Source organism: Pseudocolwellia sp. G5-9, from assembly GCF_055808995.1.
The window spans coordinates 3,642,976-3,661,113 of sequence record NZ_CM147893.1 but is presented as its reverse complement, the minus strand read 5'-3'; the positions used below and the strand labels follow the sequence as shown (position 1 = coordinate 3,661,113).

Here is an 18,138-nt window from a genome sequence, read left to right as displayed (position 1 = left end):
CTGCTCCTATGATTCCGCGCCGACGAAGTCGATTTCGCTACCTTCAGCAAGAGTTACATATGCTTTTTTCCAGTCGTTACGACGACCGATACGAGCACCTGTACGTTTAGTCTTACCTTTAACATTTAGCGTACGAACACCTTCGACAGAAACTTCGAAAAGCTTCTCAACGGCTGCTTTGATTTCAGCTTTAGTAGCAGTAGTAGCAACTTTGAAAACAACAGTGTTGTTTGCTTCAGCAGCCATAGTGCTTTTCTCAGAAATGTTCGGCGCTAAAAGCACCTTTAACAAACGTTCTTCGTTTATCATGATAACATCTCCTCAATTTGCTTAACTGCAGTAGCAGTCATCAAAACTTTTTCGAAACCAACTAAAGAAACTGGGTCAATACCGTCTACATCACGTACGTCAACTTTATATAAGTTGCGTGCTGATAAAAATAAATTTTCATCAACTTCTGGAGTTACGATTAATACATCTTTTAACTCCAAAGCGTTAAGTTTAGCTACTAACTCTTTAGTTTTTGGTGTTTCTACTGCAAAATTTTCTACCACAATCAAGCGTTCTTGACGAACTAACTCAGAAAGGATACTAGCGATAGCACCACGGTACATTTTACGGTTAACTTTTTGGCTGTGGTCTTGAGGTTTAGCAGCAAATGTTACACCGCCTGAACGCCAAATTGGACCACGAGTTGTACCAGCACGCGCACGGCCAGTACCTTTTTGACGCCAAGGTTTCTTGCCGCCACCGCTAACTTCTGAACGAGTTTTTTGAGCACGAGTACCTGCACGAGAACCTGCTGCGTAAGCAACAACTACTTGATGTACTAATGCTTCATTAAACTCACGTCCAAAAGTTGTTTCAGAAACTTGAAGAGCGCCTGAAGCGTCTTTTAATGCTAATTCCATCACAAATCTCCCGGACGTTAGGCTTTAACAGCTGGTTTAATGATTACGTTACCGTTGATTGCACCCGGAACTGCACCTTTAATAAGGAGCAAGTTACGTTCTGCGTCAACGCGAACCAATTCAAGGTTTTGTGTAGTTACTTTCACAGCACCCATGTGACCAGACATTTTTTTGCCTTTGAAGACACGACCTGGTGTTTGACACTGGCCGATAGAACCGTTTGAACGGTGAGAGATAGAGTTACCATGCGTAGCATCTTGCATTGAAAAATTCCAACGTTTGATACCGCCTTGGAAACCTTTACCTTTCGAAGTTCCAGTTACGTCTACTAATTTAGTGTCGTTGAATAATTCAACAGTAATGTTACTGCCTAATTCAAGACCTTCACCTTCATTTGCATCTAAACGGAATTCCCACAGGCCACGACCTGCTTCGATACCAGCTTTAGCAAAATGACCAGCTGTTGGTTTGTTAGTACGATTAGCTTTTTTGCTACCCGTAGTAACTTGAAGCGCTGAATAACCATCGTTGTCAACAGTTTTAACCTGAGCAACACGGTTGGCTTCAACTTCTAGGACTGTAACAGGCGTTGAAACACCATCTTCAGTGAAGATGCGAGTCATACCTACTTTACGTCCAACTAGACCTATAGTCATGTTAAAAACCCCCTATTAACCCAAGCTGATTTGAACATCAACACCAGCTGCAAGATCTAAACGCATTAAAGCGTCAACAGTCTTTTCAGTTGGTTCTACGATATCAATTAAGCGCTTGTGAGTACGAATTTCGTATTGATCACGAGCATCTTTGTTAACGTGTGGTGAAGTCAAGATAGTAAAACGTTCTTTACGTGTAGGTAGTGGAATTGGTCCACGAACCTGTGCGCCAGTACGTTTAGCAGTATCTACGATTTCAGCTGTTGATTGATCAATCAAACGATGATCGAACGCTTTCAAACGAATGCGAATTCTTTGATTTGACATGAATCAAATCCCCATTTTAAAGAACAACAAAACACAGCCCATCACCTTTCAATATATTAAAGGGGGGTGTGTCGCTATATATATCATTCAATCCCATATCGGGATTGCTGTAATCTGAAACTCAATCGATAAAATTTCAGTATAATCACGTTAAGCATGCTCAACGTGGACGCGTATTATACATAACAACTAAGTTAACGCAACTTTTTATTACGTGTCAGTTTAATCGTACCTATATATAAGCAGAAGAATTCATTTTTTGTTCGACACGGGGTAAGGTCATTTAGTAATAACTACATGCATGCTGTAAAGCTTTAATATCAACTCATCCATTGTATAAATTTTTCTAAAGTTATATTTATGCTTTACCGTTTTAAGCTTTAACCTACCAATAACGTAAACTGACTTTTTATAACTTGATTAAATAGCACTTAAAAAGTGTTTAACCATATATTTTGTTCTTCTCATCATTTAATGAATTTAATGATTGAACACTTATCTCAGATAATAAGTAAAGCACATCATAAAGTGATTAATTATCAAACTATTTTTTACCTTAGATATAGAATGCGCTCAAATAATTAAAGTTAACTATTTTTTTTATGTAGATTTATTTTTAGTAATGGTATACTCGCGCGCAAATTTTCAACAATTCCGCTTTTTTAGTAGAACTTAAAATAGAGTAAAGTAATGGCAGATTTATCTAAATACAGAAATATTGGTATCTTCGCTCATGTTGATGCTGGTAAAACCACAACAACTGAACGTATCCTTAAATTAACCGGTAAAATTCATAAAACTGGTGAAGTACATGATGGTGAGTCTACGACTGACTTCATGGAGCAAGAAGCTGAGCGCGGTATTACTATCCAGTCTGCAGCCGTTACTTGTGAATGGAAAAAGCACCGTTTTAACGTAATTGACACTCCTGGTCACGTTGACTTTACTGTAGAAGTTTACCGTTCATTAAAAGTTCTTGATGGTGGTGTTGGTGTATTCTGTGGTTCAGGTGGTGTTGAACCTCAATCAGAAACTAACTGGCGTTACGCGAACGACTCTAAAGTAGCTCGTTTAATATTCGTTAACAAATTAGACCGTTTAGGTGCAAACTTTTACCGTGTAACAGATCAAGTTAAAAAGGTATTAGGTGCTCACCCACTTATTATGACTTTACCAATTGGTGAAGAAGATGACTTCATTGGTGTTGTTGACGTTCTAAGTCAAAAAGCATACGTTTGGGATGATACAGGTCTTCCTGAAAACTACGAAATCACAGATATCCCTGCTCACATGGTTGATGATGCGGCTATATACCGTGAGCAAATGATTGAGACTGCTTTAGAAGCAGACGAAGATCTATTAATGGATTACTTAGAAGGCGAACTTACACCTACTGAAGAGCAAATTAAAGCTTGTATCCGTAAAGGTACAAACGAATTAATGTTCTTCCCTACATACTGTGGTTCTGCATTCAAAAACAAAGGTATGCAACTTCTTCTTGATGCTGTTGTTGATTACTTACCTTGTCCTACTGATGTTAACCCTCAACCTTTAACAGATGAGTTAGGTGAGCCTACAGGAAAATTTGCTGTAGTTGATACTGAAGCAACATTTAAAGCGTTAGCATTCAAAATTATGGATGACCGTTTTGGTGCACTTACTTTTATCCGTATCTATTCAGGTAAACTTAAGAAAGGCGATACCATATTAAACTCATTTACGGGTAAAACTGAACGTGTTGGCCGTATGGTAGAAATGCAAGCTGATGACCGTACTGAATTATCTGAAGCACAAGCCGGTGATATATTAGCTATCGTAGGTATGAAAAATGTACAAACAGGTCACACATTATGTGATCCTAAAGATCCTTGTACATTAGAAGCTATGGTATTCCCTGCTCCTGTAATCTCAATTTCTGTAACACCGAAAGATAAAGGTGGATCTGAGAAGATGGGTATTGCTATCGGTAAGATGGTTGCTGAAGATCCTACTTTCCAAGTTGAAACTGATATTGATTCAGGTGAAACAATCCTACGTGGTATGGGTGAGCTTCACTTAGATATCAAAGTAGATATTCTTAAGCGTACATACGGTGTTGATTTAGTTGTTGGTAAACCTCAGGTTGCTTACCGTGAAACGATTACTCAAGCCATTGAAGATTCTTACACACATAAGAAACAATCAGGTGGTTCTGGTCAGTTTGGTAAGATTGATTACCGTATTCGTCCTGGTGAACCAGGTTCTGGTTTCGTTTTCAAATCGTCAGTTGTTGGTGGTAATGTTCCTAAAGAATTCTTCCCAGCTGTTGAGAAAGGTTTCAAATCTATGATGGATACCGGTACTCTTGCTGGTTTCCCTGTATTAGATGTTGAAGTAGAATTATACGATGGTGGTTTCCATGCAGTTGATTCATCTGCTGTTGCTTTTGAAATTGCTGCTAAAGGTGCTTTCCGTCAATCAATTCCTAAAGCTGGTGCTCAATTAATTGAACCAATTATGAAAGTTGATGTATTCACACCTGAAGATCATGTTGGTGATGTAATCGGTGACCTTAACCGTCGTCGTGGTATGATCAAAGATCAAGAACCTTCTTCTACTGGTGTTCGCATTAAAGCTGACGTTCCTCTTTCAGAGATGTTTGGTTACATAGGATCGTTACGTACAATGACATCTGGTCGTGGTCAATTCTCTATGGAATTCTCACACTATATGCCTTGTCCTAACAATGTTGCTGAAACTGTAATATCTGAAGTTAAAGAGCGTAATGCTAAGAAATAACGTTTCTTAAAATTTCTTCCAAAGGGTGCTTAGGCGCCCTTTTTAATACCCAAAATATATCGACCTACTTTTGTATAACCAATATACCTCCCCCCAATTAAATAAGATTGATCATTCCTACCTTTTCATTGTCGACGAAATCTACATTTATCAATAATACTACTCAGGGTTTGTATTCATAAAAACAGACAAAAAAGGCCGCTTACGCGACCTTTCTACATTAACAATAGATTAAACAATGTTAGTCAAAGATTTTAGATACTATATCTCATCTACTATACGACTCGTCGCTGAGCTCCTAGCCCTCGCTAATTCAATCCATGCCCTTGGGCATAGATCCTTAACCTGCTCGGTCATCACGTCCATGAAAGTAGTCGTACTTGCCATAAACAAAAAAGGCCGCTTGCGCGACCTTTCTACATTAACAATCGATTAAACGATATTAGTCAATGATTTTAGATACTACACCAGCACCTACTGTACGACCACCTTCACGGATAGCGAAGCGTAAACCTTCGTCCATCGCTACTGGGTTGATAAGCTCTACAACAAACTTCAAGTTGTCGCCTGGCATTACCATTTCTACACCTTCAGGAAGCTCTACTGCACCTGTGATGTCTGTTGTACGGAAGTAAAACTGTGGACGGTATCCTTTGAAGAATGGAGTATGACGACCACCTTCATCTTTACTTAACACGTATACTTCTGATTCGAATTTAGTGTGTGGTGAGATTGAACCAGGCTTACATAGTACTTGACCACGTTCTACGTCTTCACGCTTAAGACCACGTAAAAGTACACCACAGTTCTCGCCAGCACGACCTTCGTCAAGAAGCTTACGGAACATTTCTACACCTGTACACGTTGATTTTTGTGTATCACGAATACCTACAACTTCTACTTCTTCACCTACTTTGATGATACCACGTTCAACACGACCTGTTACAACTGTACCACGACCTGAGATTGAGAATACATCTTCGATAGGCATGATGAATGCTCCATCAACTGCACGCTCTGGCTCTGGGATATAAGTATCAAGTGCTTCTGCAAGTTCGATAACCTTAGCTTCCCACTTCTCTTCACCTTGAAGTGCGCCTAAAGCTGAACCTTGAATTACTGGTAAGTCATCACCTGGGAATTCGTATTCACTTAGAAGTTCACGAACTTCCATTTCTACTAATTCTAATAATTCTTCGTCATCTACCATGTCACATTTGTTCATGAATACGATGATGAATGGTACACCTACTTGACGTGAAAGTAAGATGTGCTCACGTGTTTGTGGCATTGGACCATCTGTAGCAGCAACTACTAAGATTGCTCCATCCATTTGTGCTGCACCTGTGATCATGTTTTTAATATAATCAGCATGGCCAGGACAATCTACGTGTGCGTAGTGACGTGTTTCTGTATCGTATTCGATGTGAGATGTGTTAATTGTTATACCACGCTCACGCTCTTCTGGAGCATTATCGATTTGTGCGAAATCTTTTACTTCACCACCGTGTACTTTCGTTAATACCGCAGAGATTGCAGCTGTTAACGTTGTTTTACCGTGATCTACGTGTCCGATTGTTCCGACGTTTACGTGTGGTTTATTACGTTCAAATTTTGCTTTAGCCATTTTACAATTACCTTAAAGTTTATTAAAAGCGCAGCCATGTTGACCGAGCTAGACTTTCACTAAATATTAAGTGAGCGCCTTACGAGAATCCATTAGAATCCATTAGAATTTGTTAATGAGTCGAGTACTTTCTGAGGAGCTTCACTATATTGCTGAAATTCCATCGAGTAAGAGGCTCGCCCTTGAGTGGCACTGCGTAAAGCAGTTGAATAACCAAACATTTCAGATAGTGGTACCGTAGCATTCACTATTTTAGAACCTGCAGGTCCTTCATCCATGCCATCGATTAAGCCGCGTCGACGATTTAAGTCACCAACGACATCACCCATATTTTCTTCTGGCGTTGTTATTTCAACTTTCATCATAGGTTCTAATAGTGCAGGAGAAGCTTCGATAGCTCCCTGTCTAAAGCCCATTGATGCAGCTACTTTAAACGCCATTTCGTTTGAATCAACGTCATGAAAAGAGCCATCATAAAGTGTTACCTTTATATCAAGCATAGGATAACCAGCAAGTACACCGCTGTCCATTTGCTCTCTACAGCCTTTTTCAACTGCTGGGATATATTCTTTTGGAACGCTACCACCAACACTTTCGTCGACAAACTCGAAACCCTTTCCTTCAGGTAAAGGCTCCATTTTCAACCATACATGACCATACTGACCACGACCACCTGATTGTCGAACAAATTTCCCTTCAACATTAACTGTTGAGCGGATAGTTTCACGATACGCAACTTGAGGGTTACCTACATTGCATGAAACACTAAATTCACGTTTCATTCGCTCAACTAAGATATCGAGGTGTAATTCCCCCATACCTGAAATTATTGTTTGTCCTGTTTCTTCATTTGTTTCTACTCTAAATGAAGGATCTTCTGCTGCAAGTTTTCCTAATGCTATAGCTAATTTTTCTTGATCTGCTAATGTTTTAGGCTCTACTGCTACTGAAATCACTGGTTCAGGAAATTCCATACGTTCAAGTGTAATTACATGATTTGGATCACATAAAGTTTCACCTGTTGTAACGTCTTTTAAACTTATTGCCGCCGCGATATCACCAGCGTACACTTCTTTAATTTCTTTTCTATCGTTTGCATGCATTTGCACGATACGACCTAAGCGTTCTTTTTTACCCTTAATAGGGTTATAAACAGTATCACCCGTTTTAACAACACCAGAATAAACACGGAAGAAAGTAAGTGTACCAACAAAAGGGTCATTTGCTATTTTAAAAGCTAATGCAGAAAACGGAGCTTTATCATCTGCTTCTCGCGTTCCTTCAGTTTCATCTTTATCGTCATTTATACCGGTTATAGCAGCAACTTCTACAGGAGACGGTAAATACTCAACAACTGCATCTAATACAGCTTGAACGCCCTTGTTTTTGAATGCTGAACCACAAGAACATAAAATAATCTCGTTATTTAATGTTCTTGCTCTTAATCCTGCTTTTATTTCTTCTTCGGATAAATCACCTTCTTCAAGATATTTATCCATCATTTCATCTGACGCTTCTGCAGCCTCAGATATTAAATTTTCACGCCACTCTTCGGCTTCATCCTGCATTTCTGCGGGGATCTCTTCGTAAGTGAAAGTCATTCCCTGGTCTGCTTCATTCCAGTTGATTGCTTTCATCTTAATTAGGTCGATTACACCTTTAAAATCTTCTTCTGCACCAATAGCCAAATGAATAGGAACTGCATTTGCACCCAGACGAGTTTTCATCTGGTTAACTACATTTAGGAAGTTTGCGCCTGTGCGGTCCATTTTATTTACAAAAACAATACGCGGAACGGAATATTTTTCCATTTGACGCCATACAGTTTCGGTTTGTGGCTGAACACCAGAAGAACCACATAATACAAGTACGGCACCATCAAGTACACGTAAAGAACGTTCTACTTCGATAGTAAAATCAACATGGCCAGGAGTATCAATGATATTAATGCGATGATCTTCGAACTGAGCATTCATACCTTTCCAAAAACAAGTTGTTGCAGCTGAGGTTATAGTTATACCTCGCTCTTGTTCTTGTTCCATCCAGTCCATTGTAGCTGCACCATCGTGCACTTCACCAATTTTGTGTGAAAGACCTGTATAAAAAAGTACCCTTTCTGTAGTTGTCGTTTTACCGGCATCAACATGAGCACAGATACCAATGTTACGATAGCGCTCTATAGGGGTAGTACGTGCCACTTTTACATCCTCTTTCTGAGCTTCTAACCCAGATAATAAAAAGTTGTGATTACCGTTTTATGACAAACGGTAATCACGACAATCACTTTTCTACCAACGGTAGTGAGCGAATGCTTTGTTTGCTTCAGCCATACGGTGAACGTCTTCACGTTTTTTAACCGCTGAACCTTTGCTGTCAGACGCATCTAACATTTCGTTAGCTAGGCGCTGAGCCATTGATTTTTCACCACGTTTACGAGCTGCGTCAACTAACCAGCGCATGGCTAGTGCATTACGACGAACTGGACGTACTTCAACTGGAACCTGATAAGTAGAACCACCTACACGACGCGATTTAACTTCCACTTGTGGGCGGATGTTTTCTAACGCTTCTTCGAAAAGTTCTAATTGATCTTTTTCAGATTTCTCAACTAAAATGTCTAGTGCACCATATACAATTTTTTCTGCAGTAGATTTTTTACCATCAACCATAAGGATGTTGATGAATTTTGCTAAAAGTTCGTTATGGAACTTAGGATCTGGCAATATTTTACGTTGCCCTACGACGCGTCTTCTTGGCATCTTAATTCTCCGTTGTATTCAGGATTAACCCAAAATGTAATATATTATTTGGCCTTACTTAACGTTTCTAATCTTGCCCACTTAAATTGAGCAGAGATAGGGAAACTTAAGATTTAGGTCGTTTAGCACCGTATTTAGAACGGCCTTGTCTTCTATCGCTTACACCAGAACAATCTAGTGCGCCACGAACAGTGTGATAACGCACACCTGGTAAATCTTTAACACGACCACCGCGAATTAATATAACGCTATGCTCTTGTAAGTTGTGACCTTCACCACCGATATATGAAGTAACTTCGAAGCCGTTAGTTAAACGAACACGAGCAACTTTACGTAGTGCTGAGTTTGGTTTTTTTGGTGTAGTTGTATACACACGAGTACATACGCCACGACGTTGTGGACAAGCTTGTAATGCCGGAACATTACTTTTTGTTACTTGTCTTACACGAGGTTTACGTACTAATTGGTTAATAGTTGCCATTAAATAGCTCCCGATTAGTTAAACTTGTATAAATCCCAATCAATAAGAAATTCATACCCTTATAAACGTGAAAATCCGCGACCTTATATTTTATACATAACTAGTACAGAATATAAGGTCGCGGAATTCTATAGGTCAAGTAGTAAGCTGTCAAGTTTTACAGCTTACTTTACCTAATATTCTACTTTAAATGCTGATCTTAATTAATCTGCATTCAATGCATCTGTTAACGCCTGCGCTGCGTCATCAACAGATACTGTTACTTCTTCAACAGGTACAGCATTACGCTTACGTGCTCTTTCTTGGTGGTATGAATAACCCGTACCAGCAGGTATTAATCGACCAACAATTACGTTTTCTTTCAAGCCACGTAAGTTATCTTTCTTACCTGCTACAGCAGCTTCAGTTAGAACACGTGTTGTTTCTTGGAAAGAAGCAGCAGAGATAAATGAATCAGTAGAAAGTGATGCTTTAGTAATACCCATCATTTGCATTTCGTATTCAGCAGGTTTTTTACCTTGTGCTTCCAATTCACGATTTGCAATATTTACATGAGCAACTTCTAGCTGTTCACCTTTTAAGAAATCACTATCACCAGCGTCTAAAATTTCACACTTACGGATCATTTGACGAACGATAACTTCGATGTGCTTGTCGTTAATTTTTACACCTTGTAAACGATATACTTCTTGTACTTCGTTTACTATGTAATTAGCAACAGGCGCTACACCACGTAGTCGTAAAATGTCGTGTGGAGATTCTGGACCGTCGGCGATAACTTCACCTTTAAGTACTGATTCACCTTCGAACACAGTAAGTTGACGCATTTTAGGGATCATTTCTTCGTATACTTCACCACTTGGTTGAGTGATTAATAAACGAACTTTACCTTTAGTTTCTTTACCAAAGCCGATAATACCTGTTTTCTCTGCCAGAATAGCTGGTAGCTTAGGCTTACGTGCTTCAAATAAATCAGCAACACGAGGTAGACCACCCGTGATATCACGAGTTTTTGAGCTTTCTTGAGGAATACGAGCTAACGCGTCACCAATGTTTACTTCTGCACCATCTTCTAGGTTAACAATCGCGTTACCTGGCAAGTAGTATTGTGCTGGAATTTCTGTACCAGCAATCATTACATCATTACCTTTAGCATCAATTAGCTTAACCATAGGACGCATCTCTTTACCTGCAGAGTTACGTTGACCAGCATCAGTTACAACAATACTAGATAAACCTGTTAATTCATCAGTTTGGCGAACCATAGTTACACCGTCGATCAATTCAACAAATTGAACTCTACCACCAACCTCAGTAATAATTGGATGCGTATGCGGATCCCAATTAGCAATGATGTCACCAGCATTTAGCTCTTCACCGTCTTGTTTAGAAATTACAGAACCGTATGGAACTTTATAGCGCTCTTTCTCACGACCATGTTCATCAATTACTGTTAGTTCTGATGAACGTGATGTAATAACTAAGTGATTTTCAGAGTTAGTTACATACTTCGCATTTTGAAGTTTTAAAGTACCGTTATTCTTAACCTGAACGTTGTTCTCTGCTGATGCACGAGATGCAGCACCACCGATATGGAACGTACGCATGGTTAACTGTGTACCTGGTTCACCAATTGATTGTGCTGCCACAACACCAATTGCTTCACCTTGGTTGATCATATGACCACGAGCCAAATCACGACCGTAACAATGTGCACAAATACCAAAATCTGTTTTACAAGTAATAATTGAACGTACCATCATTTGATCCACTGAATTTTCTTCAATGAAATCACAAAATGCTTCGTCAATAAGTGTATTTCGAGGTAAAAGAACTTCTTCAGTACCAGGCTTTAATACATCTTCTGCAACTACACGACCAAGTACACGTTCTCTTAATGGTTCAACAACATCACCACCTTCGATCAGTGGTGTCATTAGTAGACCATCATATGTGCCACAGTCATGTTCAGTTACGACTAAATCTTGTGCAACATCAACTAAACGACGAGTTAAGTAACCCGAGTTAGCTGTTTTAAGTGCTGTATCGGCAAGACCTTTACGCGCACCATGTGTCGAGATAAAGTATTGTAATACGTTAAGACCTTCACGGAAGTTAGCTGTAATAGGCGTTTCAATGATTGAACCATCTGGTTTAGCCATCAGACCACGCATACCCGCAAGCTGACGTATTTGCGCGGCACTACCACGAGCTCCAGAATCGGCCATCATAAAGATTGAGTTGAAAGAGTCTTGTTCTTCCGGCTCACCATCACGATTTATAACCGTTTCTTTAGATAAGTTATCCATCATCGCTTTCGAAACTTTTTCGTTAGCAGATGACCAAATATCGATTACCTTGTTGTACTTCTCACCCGCTGTAACAAGACCTTGTTCAAACTGTGTTTGAATTTCAGCAACTTCTTCTTCAGCGTCTTCAATGATTGTGTACTTAGCAGCAGGAATAACCATGTCATCAATACCAACAGATGCACCAGCTACCATTGCGTAATGGAAACCTGTGTACATGATATGGTCAGCAAACATTACCGTTTCTTTTAAACCAAGGTTACGGTAAGCATGGTTAATCAGTTTCGAAATAGGTTTTTTACCAAGTGGTTGGTCAATTAAGTCATACGGTAAACCGTCTGGACATACTTGCCATAAAATAGCACGACCTACTGTAGTATCACGTAATGACGTACGAGCTTCTAATACACCTTCAGCATTACGAACATGTTCAGTAATACGAATTTTAACACGTGCATGTAATTCAGCTACATCAGTACGGTATGCTTTCTCAGCTTCTTTAGTGTCAGCAAAAACCATACCTTCACCTTTACCATTTACACGATCACGCGTTAGGTAATATAAACCTAATACAACATCTTGCGATGGTACGATGATTGGATCACCGTTAGCTGGAGAAAGTACGTTATTTGTCGACATCATTAACGTACGAGCTTCCATTTGAGCTTCGATAGTTAATGGTACGTGTACCGCCATTTGGTCACCATCGAAATCGGCATTGTATGCCGCACAAACTAATGGGTGTAAATGGATTGCTTTACCTTCAATAAGAACAGGCTCAAAAGCTTGAATACCTAATCTATGAAGTGTTGGTGCACGGTTAAGCATAACTGGATGTTCACGGATAACTTCATCAAGTACATCCCAAACTTCAGCGCCTTCACGTTCAACTAATTTTTTAGCCGCTTTGATTGTAGTCGCTAAACCACGAGCTTCTAATTTACCGTAAATAAATGGTTTGAATAACTCAAGTGCCATTTTCTTAGGTAAACCACATTGATGTAAACGTAGTGTTGGACCAACGGTAATTACAGAACGACCAGAGTAATCTACACGTTTACCTAGTAAGTTTTGACGGAAGCGACCTTGCTTACCTTTGATCATATCAGCAAGCGATTTTAATGGACGTTTGTTTGAACCAGTAATAGCTCTACCACGACGACCATTATCTAATAATGCATCTACAGATTCTTGTAACATACGCTTTTCGTTACGTACGATAATATCTGGAGCAACCAGATCAAGAAGACGTTTAAGGCGATTGTTACGGTTAATTACACGACGGTATAAATCGTTCAAATCAGACGTAGCAAAACGACCACCATCTAGTGGAACTAGAGGACGTAAATCAGGTGGTAAGATTGGAAGAACAGACATAATCATCCACTCAGGCTTGTTGCCTGAAGCAGCGAATGCTTCCATTAATTTTAAACGTTTAGTGATTTTCTTACGTTTAGTTTCAGAACCAATTTCAGGAAGTTCTTCACGCATTTGCGCAACTTCACCGTCAAGGTCGATTTGTTGCAATAATGCAAGTACTGCTTCAGCACCCATTTTCGCATCAAACTCATCGCCATGCTCTTCTAAAGCATCTAGGTATTCTTCTTCAGTAAGAATTTGGCTCTTTTCTAAAGTCGTTAAACCTGGTTCTGTTACTACGTATGATTCGAAATATAGTACACGTTCGATATCACGTAATGTCATGTCTAGTAATAAACCAATACGTGAAGGTAATGATTTTAAGAACCAAATATGCGCAACTGGGCTTGCTAATTCGATGTGACCCATACGGTCACGACGAACTTTAGTTAATGTAACTTCAACGCCACATTTTTCACAAATAACACCACGGTGCTTAAGACGCTTATATTTACCACAAAGACATTCGTAGTCTTTAACTGGTCCAAATATACGCGCACAGAACAAACCATCACGCTCAGGTTTGAACGTACGATAGTTAATTGTTTCTGGTTTTTTAACTTCACCAAATGACCATGAGCGGATCATATCTGGTGATGCTAGCCCGATGCGAATACCATCGAACTCTTCTGTTTGATTTTGTTGCTTAAGAAACTTAAGTAAATCTTTCACACTATTCTCCTGTCGGAGTTAAATACGCGAGAGAGTATTTCTACTCTCTCCATGTACTAACCTTTATAACAAAAAGCCAGCAAATCAGTTATTTGCTATTCTTGATCTAATTCGATGTTAATACCTAACGAACGAATCTCTTTCAACAATACGTTGAACGACTCAGGAATACCTGGTTCCATACGATGATCACCATCTACTAAGTTTTTATACATCTTAGTGCGACCGTTAACATCATCTGATTTAACTGTTAGCATTTCTTGTAGAGTATATGCAGCACCGTATGCTTCAAGTGCCCATACTTCCATCTCACCAAAACGCTGACCACCAAATTGTGCTTTACCACCAAGAGGTTGTTGCGTTACAAGTGAGTATGAACCAGTAGAACGTGCATGCATTTTGTCATCAACTAAATGGTTTAGTTTTAACATGTACATGTAACCAACTGTTACTGGACGTTCAAATTCACGACCTGTACGACCATCAGTTAACGTAAATTGTCCACTTTCAGGCATATCAGCTAGTTTAAATAGTTCTTTAATTTCTTTCTCTGCTGCACCATCAAATGCTGGTGTTGCAATAGGTAAACCTGCACGTAAGTTCGATGCTAAACGCATAACTTCATCATCAGAAAAACTTGCTACGTCTACTTCTTGACGAGATTCACCTACGTTATATACATCTTGTAAGAAATTGCGTAATTTATGAATTTCTTGCTGTGCTTGAAGCATACGGTTAATTTTCTCACCGATACCACGACACGCCATACCTAGATGAGTTTCTAAGATCTGACCGATGTTCATACGCGATGGAACACCTAACGGGTTCAATACGATATCAACCGGTACACCATGTTCGTCATATGGCATGTCTTCTACTGGAACAACGTTTGAGATAACACCTTTGTTACCATGACGACCAGCCATTTTATCACCTGGCTGTATGTGGCGTTTAACCGCTAAGTATACTTTAACAATTTTAAGTACACCTGGAGCTAGATCATCACCTTGAGTAATTTTACGACGCTTAACTTCAAACTTCTTATCAAAATCAGCTTTAATGTTGTCGTATTGTTCTGCAATTTGCTCTAATTCAGACTGTTGCCCTTCATCAGATAAATTTTGAACTAACCACTTGTCACGAGACATGCTATTAAGATCAGCTTCATTTAATCCAGCTGATAGTAATAATTTCTTAGCACGTGCATAAATGCCATCTTCTAAAATGCTAAATTCATCGCCAAGATCTTTCTTAACTTCTTTTAATTGCATTTCTTCGATTTCAACAGCACGTTTATCTTTTTCTACACCGTCACGAGTGAAGATTTGAACATCGATAATTGTACCTGAAACCGAATTTGGTACACGTAAAGAGCTGTCTTTAACATCAGCTGCTTTTTCACCAAAAATAGCACGTAATAGTTTTTCTTCTGGCGTTAGTTGTGTTTCGCCTTTAGGTGTTACTTTACCTACAAGGATATCGCCACCTTTAACTTCAGCACCAATATATACAACACCCGCTTCATCAAGTTTAGATAATGCTGATTCACCAACGTTAGGGATATCTGAAGTTATTTCTTCAGAGCCTAATTTAGTATCACGAGCAATACATGTTAACTCTTGGATGTGAATTGTTGTGAAGCGATCTTCTATCGCTACACGTTCTGATAACAACATTGAATCTTCGAAGTTGTAACCGTTCCAAGGCATGAATGCTATACGCATGTTTTGACCAAGCGCTAATTCACCCATATCTGTTGACGGGCCATCAGCTAACACATCACCACGAGTAACAGGTTCATTCATGCGACACACTGGTCGTTGATTGATACAGGTATTTTGATTAGAACGTGTGTATTTAGTTAAGTTATAAATATCAATACCGGCTTCACCAGGTACCATTTCATTTTCGTTAACTTTTACAACAATACGCGAAGCATCAACATATGTTACAACACCACCACGTTTAGCAACTGCAGTTACACCTGAGTCAACAGCAACTATTTTTTCCATACCCGTACCAACAAGTGGTTTATCCACTTTTAATGTCGGAACAGCTTGGCGTTGCATGTTTGATCCCATCAATGCACGGTTGGCATCATCGTGTTCTAAGAACGGGATTAAACTTGCTGCAACTGAAATGATTTGTTGTGGAGATACATCCATATACTGAACTGAATCAGCAGCTTTTAACGTAAATTCATTTTTATGACGACAAGGTACATGCTCTTGCGTTAATCGATTATCTTTATCCATCTCAGCATTCGCTTGAGCGATAACAAAATTACCTTCTTCGATTGCTGATAAATATTCAATATCATCAGTTACAACACCATCAACTAACTTACGGTAAGGAGTTTCTAAGAAACCGTAATCGTTGGTACGTGCATAACATGATAGAGAGTTGATCAGACCAATGTTTGGTCCCTCTGGAGTTTCGATTGGACAAACACGACCATAGTGAGTTGGATGTACATCTCGAACTTCAAAACCTGCACGTTCACGCGTTAAACCACCTGGGCCTAATGCTGAAATACGACGTTTATGTGTAACTTCAGATAATGGATTGTTTTGATCCATAAATTGTGAAAGTTGAGACGAACCAAAGAATTCTTTAACCGCTGCAGAAATAGGCTTAGCGTTAATTAAATCTTGCGGCATTATCGCATCTAAGTCACCTAAACTTAAACGTTCACGTACTGCTCTTTCAACACGAACTAAACCAACACGGAATTGATTTTCGGCCATTTCGCCAACACTACGTATACGGCGGTTACCAAGATGGTCGATATCATCAACCTCACCTTTACCATCACGTATACCGATTAATGTTTTCATGACTGAAATAATATCTTCTTTAGATAAAATTCCTTCACCTATTTCATCAGCAATTCCAACGCGACGATTGAACTTCATACGACCAACAGTTGAAAGGTCATAACGCTCTAATGCAAAGAATAAGTTATTAAATAATGTTTCAGCAGCATCTTTAGTTGGTGGCTCGCCAGGTCTCATCATTCGGTAAATTTCAACTAACGCCTCTAGACGGTTAGTTGAACTATCTACTCTTAATGTATCCGACATATATGAACCAACATCAAATTCGTTCATATATAACGTAGAGATTTTCTTATGGCCTGCTTGGCTTAATTCAGCTAACAATTCTAATGTTAATTCTGCATTAGCTTCAGCAATAACTTCACCTGTAGATTTATCAATATATGCTTTAGATAAAACTTTACCAACAATATATTCTGCAGGTACTTCTAATGATGTTATATTTTCTTTTTCTAAAGAACGGATATGACGAGCAGTAATACGACGACCTTGCTCAACAATAACATCGCCTTTACCTACTTTAATATCGAACGTTGCAGTTTCACCACGTAAACGTTCTGGCACAAGCTCCATTATAAGCTTATCGCCTTTAATTTCGTACGATGTAGTATCGTAAAAAATATCTAAGATTTCTTCAGTAGAATATTCTAATGCACGTAATAAAATTGACGCAGGTAATTTACGACGACGGTCAATACGTACAAATAAGTTATCTTTTGGATCGAATTCAAAGTCTAACCATGAACCACGGTAAGGAATAACACGTGCGTTATATAACACTTTACCTGATGAATGAGTTTTACCTTTATCGTGATCAAAGAATACGCCTGGAGAACGATGTAATTGAGATACGATTACACGCTCTGTACCATTAATAACAAACGTTCCGTTTTCAGTCATCAATGGGATTTCGCCCATGTATACTTCTTGTTCTTTAATATCTTTTACCGTACCAGCTGCTGCTTCTTTATCGTATACAACTAAACGAAGCTTTACACGTAATGGAGCAGAATAGGTTACACCACGAATTTGACATTCTTTAACGTCAAATAACGGTTCACCTAAACGGTAACTAACATATTGTAATTCTGAACTACCAGAATACGCTTTAATTGGAAAAATAGAACGAAACGCAGCTTCTAGGCCTGTTTCACCTGTCGGATCAATATCTATAAACTTGCGGAAAGATTCTAATTGGATAGACAACAGAAATGGATAATCCATTACTTGTGTACTTTTACCAAAGTCCTTTCTAATTCGCTTCTTCTCAAAGTATGAGTAAGCCATGGGGTTCCTCAGCTAGCTGGTTATGACCGAACTGCCTATATACATTATATTTGGCAGAGTATTACAGTGACATCT

At 39.1% G+C, this 18,138-nt stretch carries 11 protein-coding genes; 1 reads left to right on the top strand and 10 read right to left on the bottom strand.

The features are described 5' to 3' along the window. Positions 1-6: 6 nt before the first annotated feature. Genes rplW through rpsJ form a run of 4 tightly spaced genes read right to left on the bottom strand, consistent with a single transcriptional unit; the run spans position 7 to position 1,894 of the window. Positions 7-309 carry a 50S ribosomal protein L23 gene (gene rplW / locus AC0L5Q_RS15770; RefSeq protein ID WP_076420819.1) on the bottom strand — a complete coding sequence of 101 codons (303 nt, stop codon included), beginning with the start codon at positions 307-309 and terminating at the stop codon, positions 7-9. Then, a complete protein-coding gene (rplD, locus tag AC0L5Q_RS15765) occupies positions 306-911 on the bottom strand; it encodes a 50S ribosomal protein L4 (RefSeq protein ID WP_077340501.1) in 606 nt (201 codons plus the stop codon). The genes rplW and rplD overlap by 4 nt, the downstream gene beginning before the upstream one ends. A gap of 17 nt (positions 912-928) precedes the next feature. Next, on the bottom strand, positions 929-1,567 hold the full coding sequence (rplC, locus tag AC0L5Q_RS15760; protein ID WP_077340502.1) for a 50S ribosomal protein L3: 639 nt from the start codon (positions 1,565-1,567) through the stop codon (positions 929-931). A 15-nt stretch (positions 1,568-1,582) separates the two neighbouring features. After that, positions 1,583-1,894 carry a 30S ribosomal protein S10 gene (gene rpsJ / locus AC0L5Q_RS15755; RefSeq protein ID WP_019026497.1) on the bottom strand — a complete coding sequence of 104 codons (312 nt, stop codon included), beginning with the start codon at positions 1,892-1,894 and terminating at the stop codon, positions 1,583-1,585. A 690-nt stretch (positions 1,895-2,584) separates the two neighbouring features. On the opposite strand from rpsJ, the gene fusA (AC0L5Q_RS15750) reads away from it, so the two are divergent. Next, positions 2,585-4,672: an elongation factor G gene (gene fusA, locus AC0L5Q_RS15750; protein WP_473611022.1), complete on the top strand. Its 2,088-nt coding sequence runs from the start codon at positions 2,585-2,587 to the stop codon at positions 4,670-4,672. 442 nt (positions 4,673-5,114) lie between these two features. Here the strand turns inward: fusA (AC0L5Q_RS15750) and tuf are convergent, their stop codons facing one another. The 6 genes from tuf to rpoB all read right to left on the bottom strand — a co-directional run bounded on the left by tuf (position 5,115) and on the right by rpoB (position 18,063). Continuing rightward, positions 5,115-6,299: an elongation factor Tu gene (gene tuf / locus AC0L5Q_RS15745; protein WP_473610976.1), complete on the bottom strand. Its 1,185-nt coding sequence runs from the start codon at positions 6,297-6,299 to the stop codon at positions 5,115-5,117. A 92-nt stretch (positions 6,300-6,391) separates the two neighbouring features. Then, positions 6,392-8,497, bottom strand: coding sequence for an elongation factor G (fusA, locus tag AC0L5Q_RS15740; protein WP_473611018.1), 2,106 nt, complete (start codon positions 8,495-8,497; stop codon positions 6,392-6,394). Positions 8,498-8,587: 90 nt separating this feature from the next. Then, complete coding sequence (gene rpsG, locus AC0L5Q_RS15735) at positions 8,588-9,058, bottom strand: 30S ribosomal protein S7 (protein WP_077343577.1); 471 nt, start codon at positions 9,056-9,058, stop codon at positions 8,588-8,590. Positions 9,059-9,164: 106 nt separating this feature from the next. Beyond that, positions 9,165-9,539 (bottom strand): 30S ribosomal protein S12, encoded by a 375-nt coding sequence (gene rpsL / locus AC0L5Q_RS15730; protein ID WP_011045492.1) that lies wholly within the window; start codon positions 9,537-9,539, stop codon positions 9,165-9,167. Positions 9,540-9,742: 203 nt separating this feature from the next. Next, a complete protein-coding gene (rpoC, locus tag AC0L5Q_RS15725) occupies positions 9,743-13,939 on the bottom strand; it encodes a DNA-directed RNA polymerase subunit beta' (protein WP_473611010.1) in 4,197 nt (1,398 codons plus the stop codon). Positions 13,940-14,034: 95 nt separating this feature from the next. Continuing rightward, positions 14,035-18,063: a DNA-directed RNA polymerase subunit beta gene (gene rpoB, locus AC0L5Q_RS15720; protein WP_473611006.1), complete on the bottom strand. Its 4,029-nt coding sequence runs from the start codon at positions 18,061-18,063 to the stop codon at positions 14,035-14,037. Positions 18,064-18,138: the final 75 nt, after the last annotated feature.

Excerpts from the sequence above, each read along its gene's own strand:
- rplW (WP_076420819.1), bottom strand. The coding sequence starts at position 309 with ATGATAAACGAAGAACGTTTGTTAAAGGTGCTTTTAGCGCCGAACATT.
- rplD (WP_077340501.1), bottom strand. The coding sequence starts at position 911 with ATGGAATTAGCATTAAAAGACGCTTCAGGCGCTCTTCAAGTTTCTGAA.
- rplC (WP_077340502.1), bottom strand. The coding sequence starts at position 1,567 with ATGACTATAGGTCTAGTTGGACGTAAAGTAGGTATGACTCGCATCTTC.
- rpsJ (WP_019026497.1), bottom strand. The coding sequence starts at position 1,894 with ATGTCAAATCAAAGAATTCGCATTCGTTTGAAAGCGTTCGATCATCGT.
- fusA (WP_473611022.1), top strand. The coding sequence starts at position 2,585 with ATGGCAGATTTATCTAAATACAGAAATATTGGTATCTTCGCTCATGTT.
- tuf (WP_473610976.1), bottom strand. The coding sequence starts at position 6,299 with ATGGCTAAAGCAAAATTTGAACGTAATAAACCACACGTAAACGTCGGA.
- rpsG (WP_077343577.1), bottom strand. The coding sequence starts at position 9,058 with ATGCCAAGAAGACGCGTCGTAGGGCAACGTAAAATATTGCCAGATCCT.
- rpsL (WP_011045492.1), bottom strand. The coding sequence starts at position 9,539 with ATGGCAACTATTAACCAATTAGTACGTAAACCTCGTGTAAGACAAGTA.
- rpoB (WP_473611006.1), bottom strand. The coding sequence starts at position 18,063 with ATGGCTTACTCATACTTTGAGAAGAAGCGAATTAGAAAGGACTTTGGT.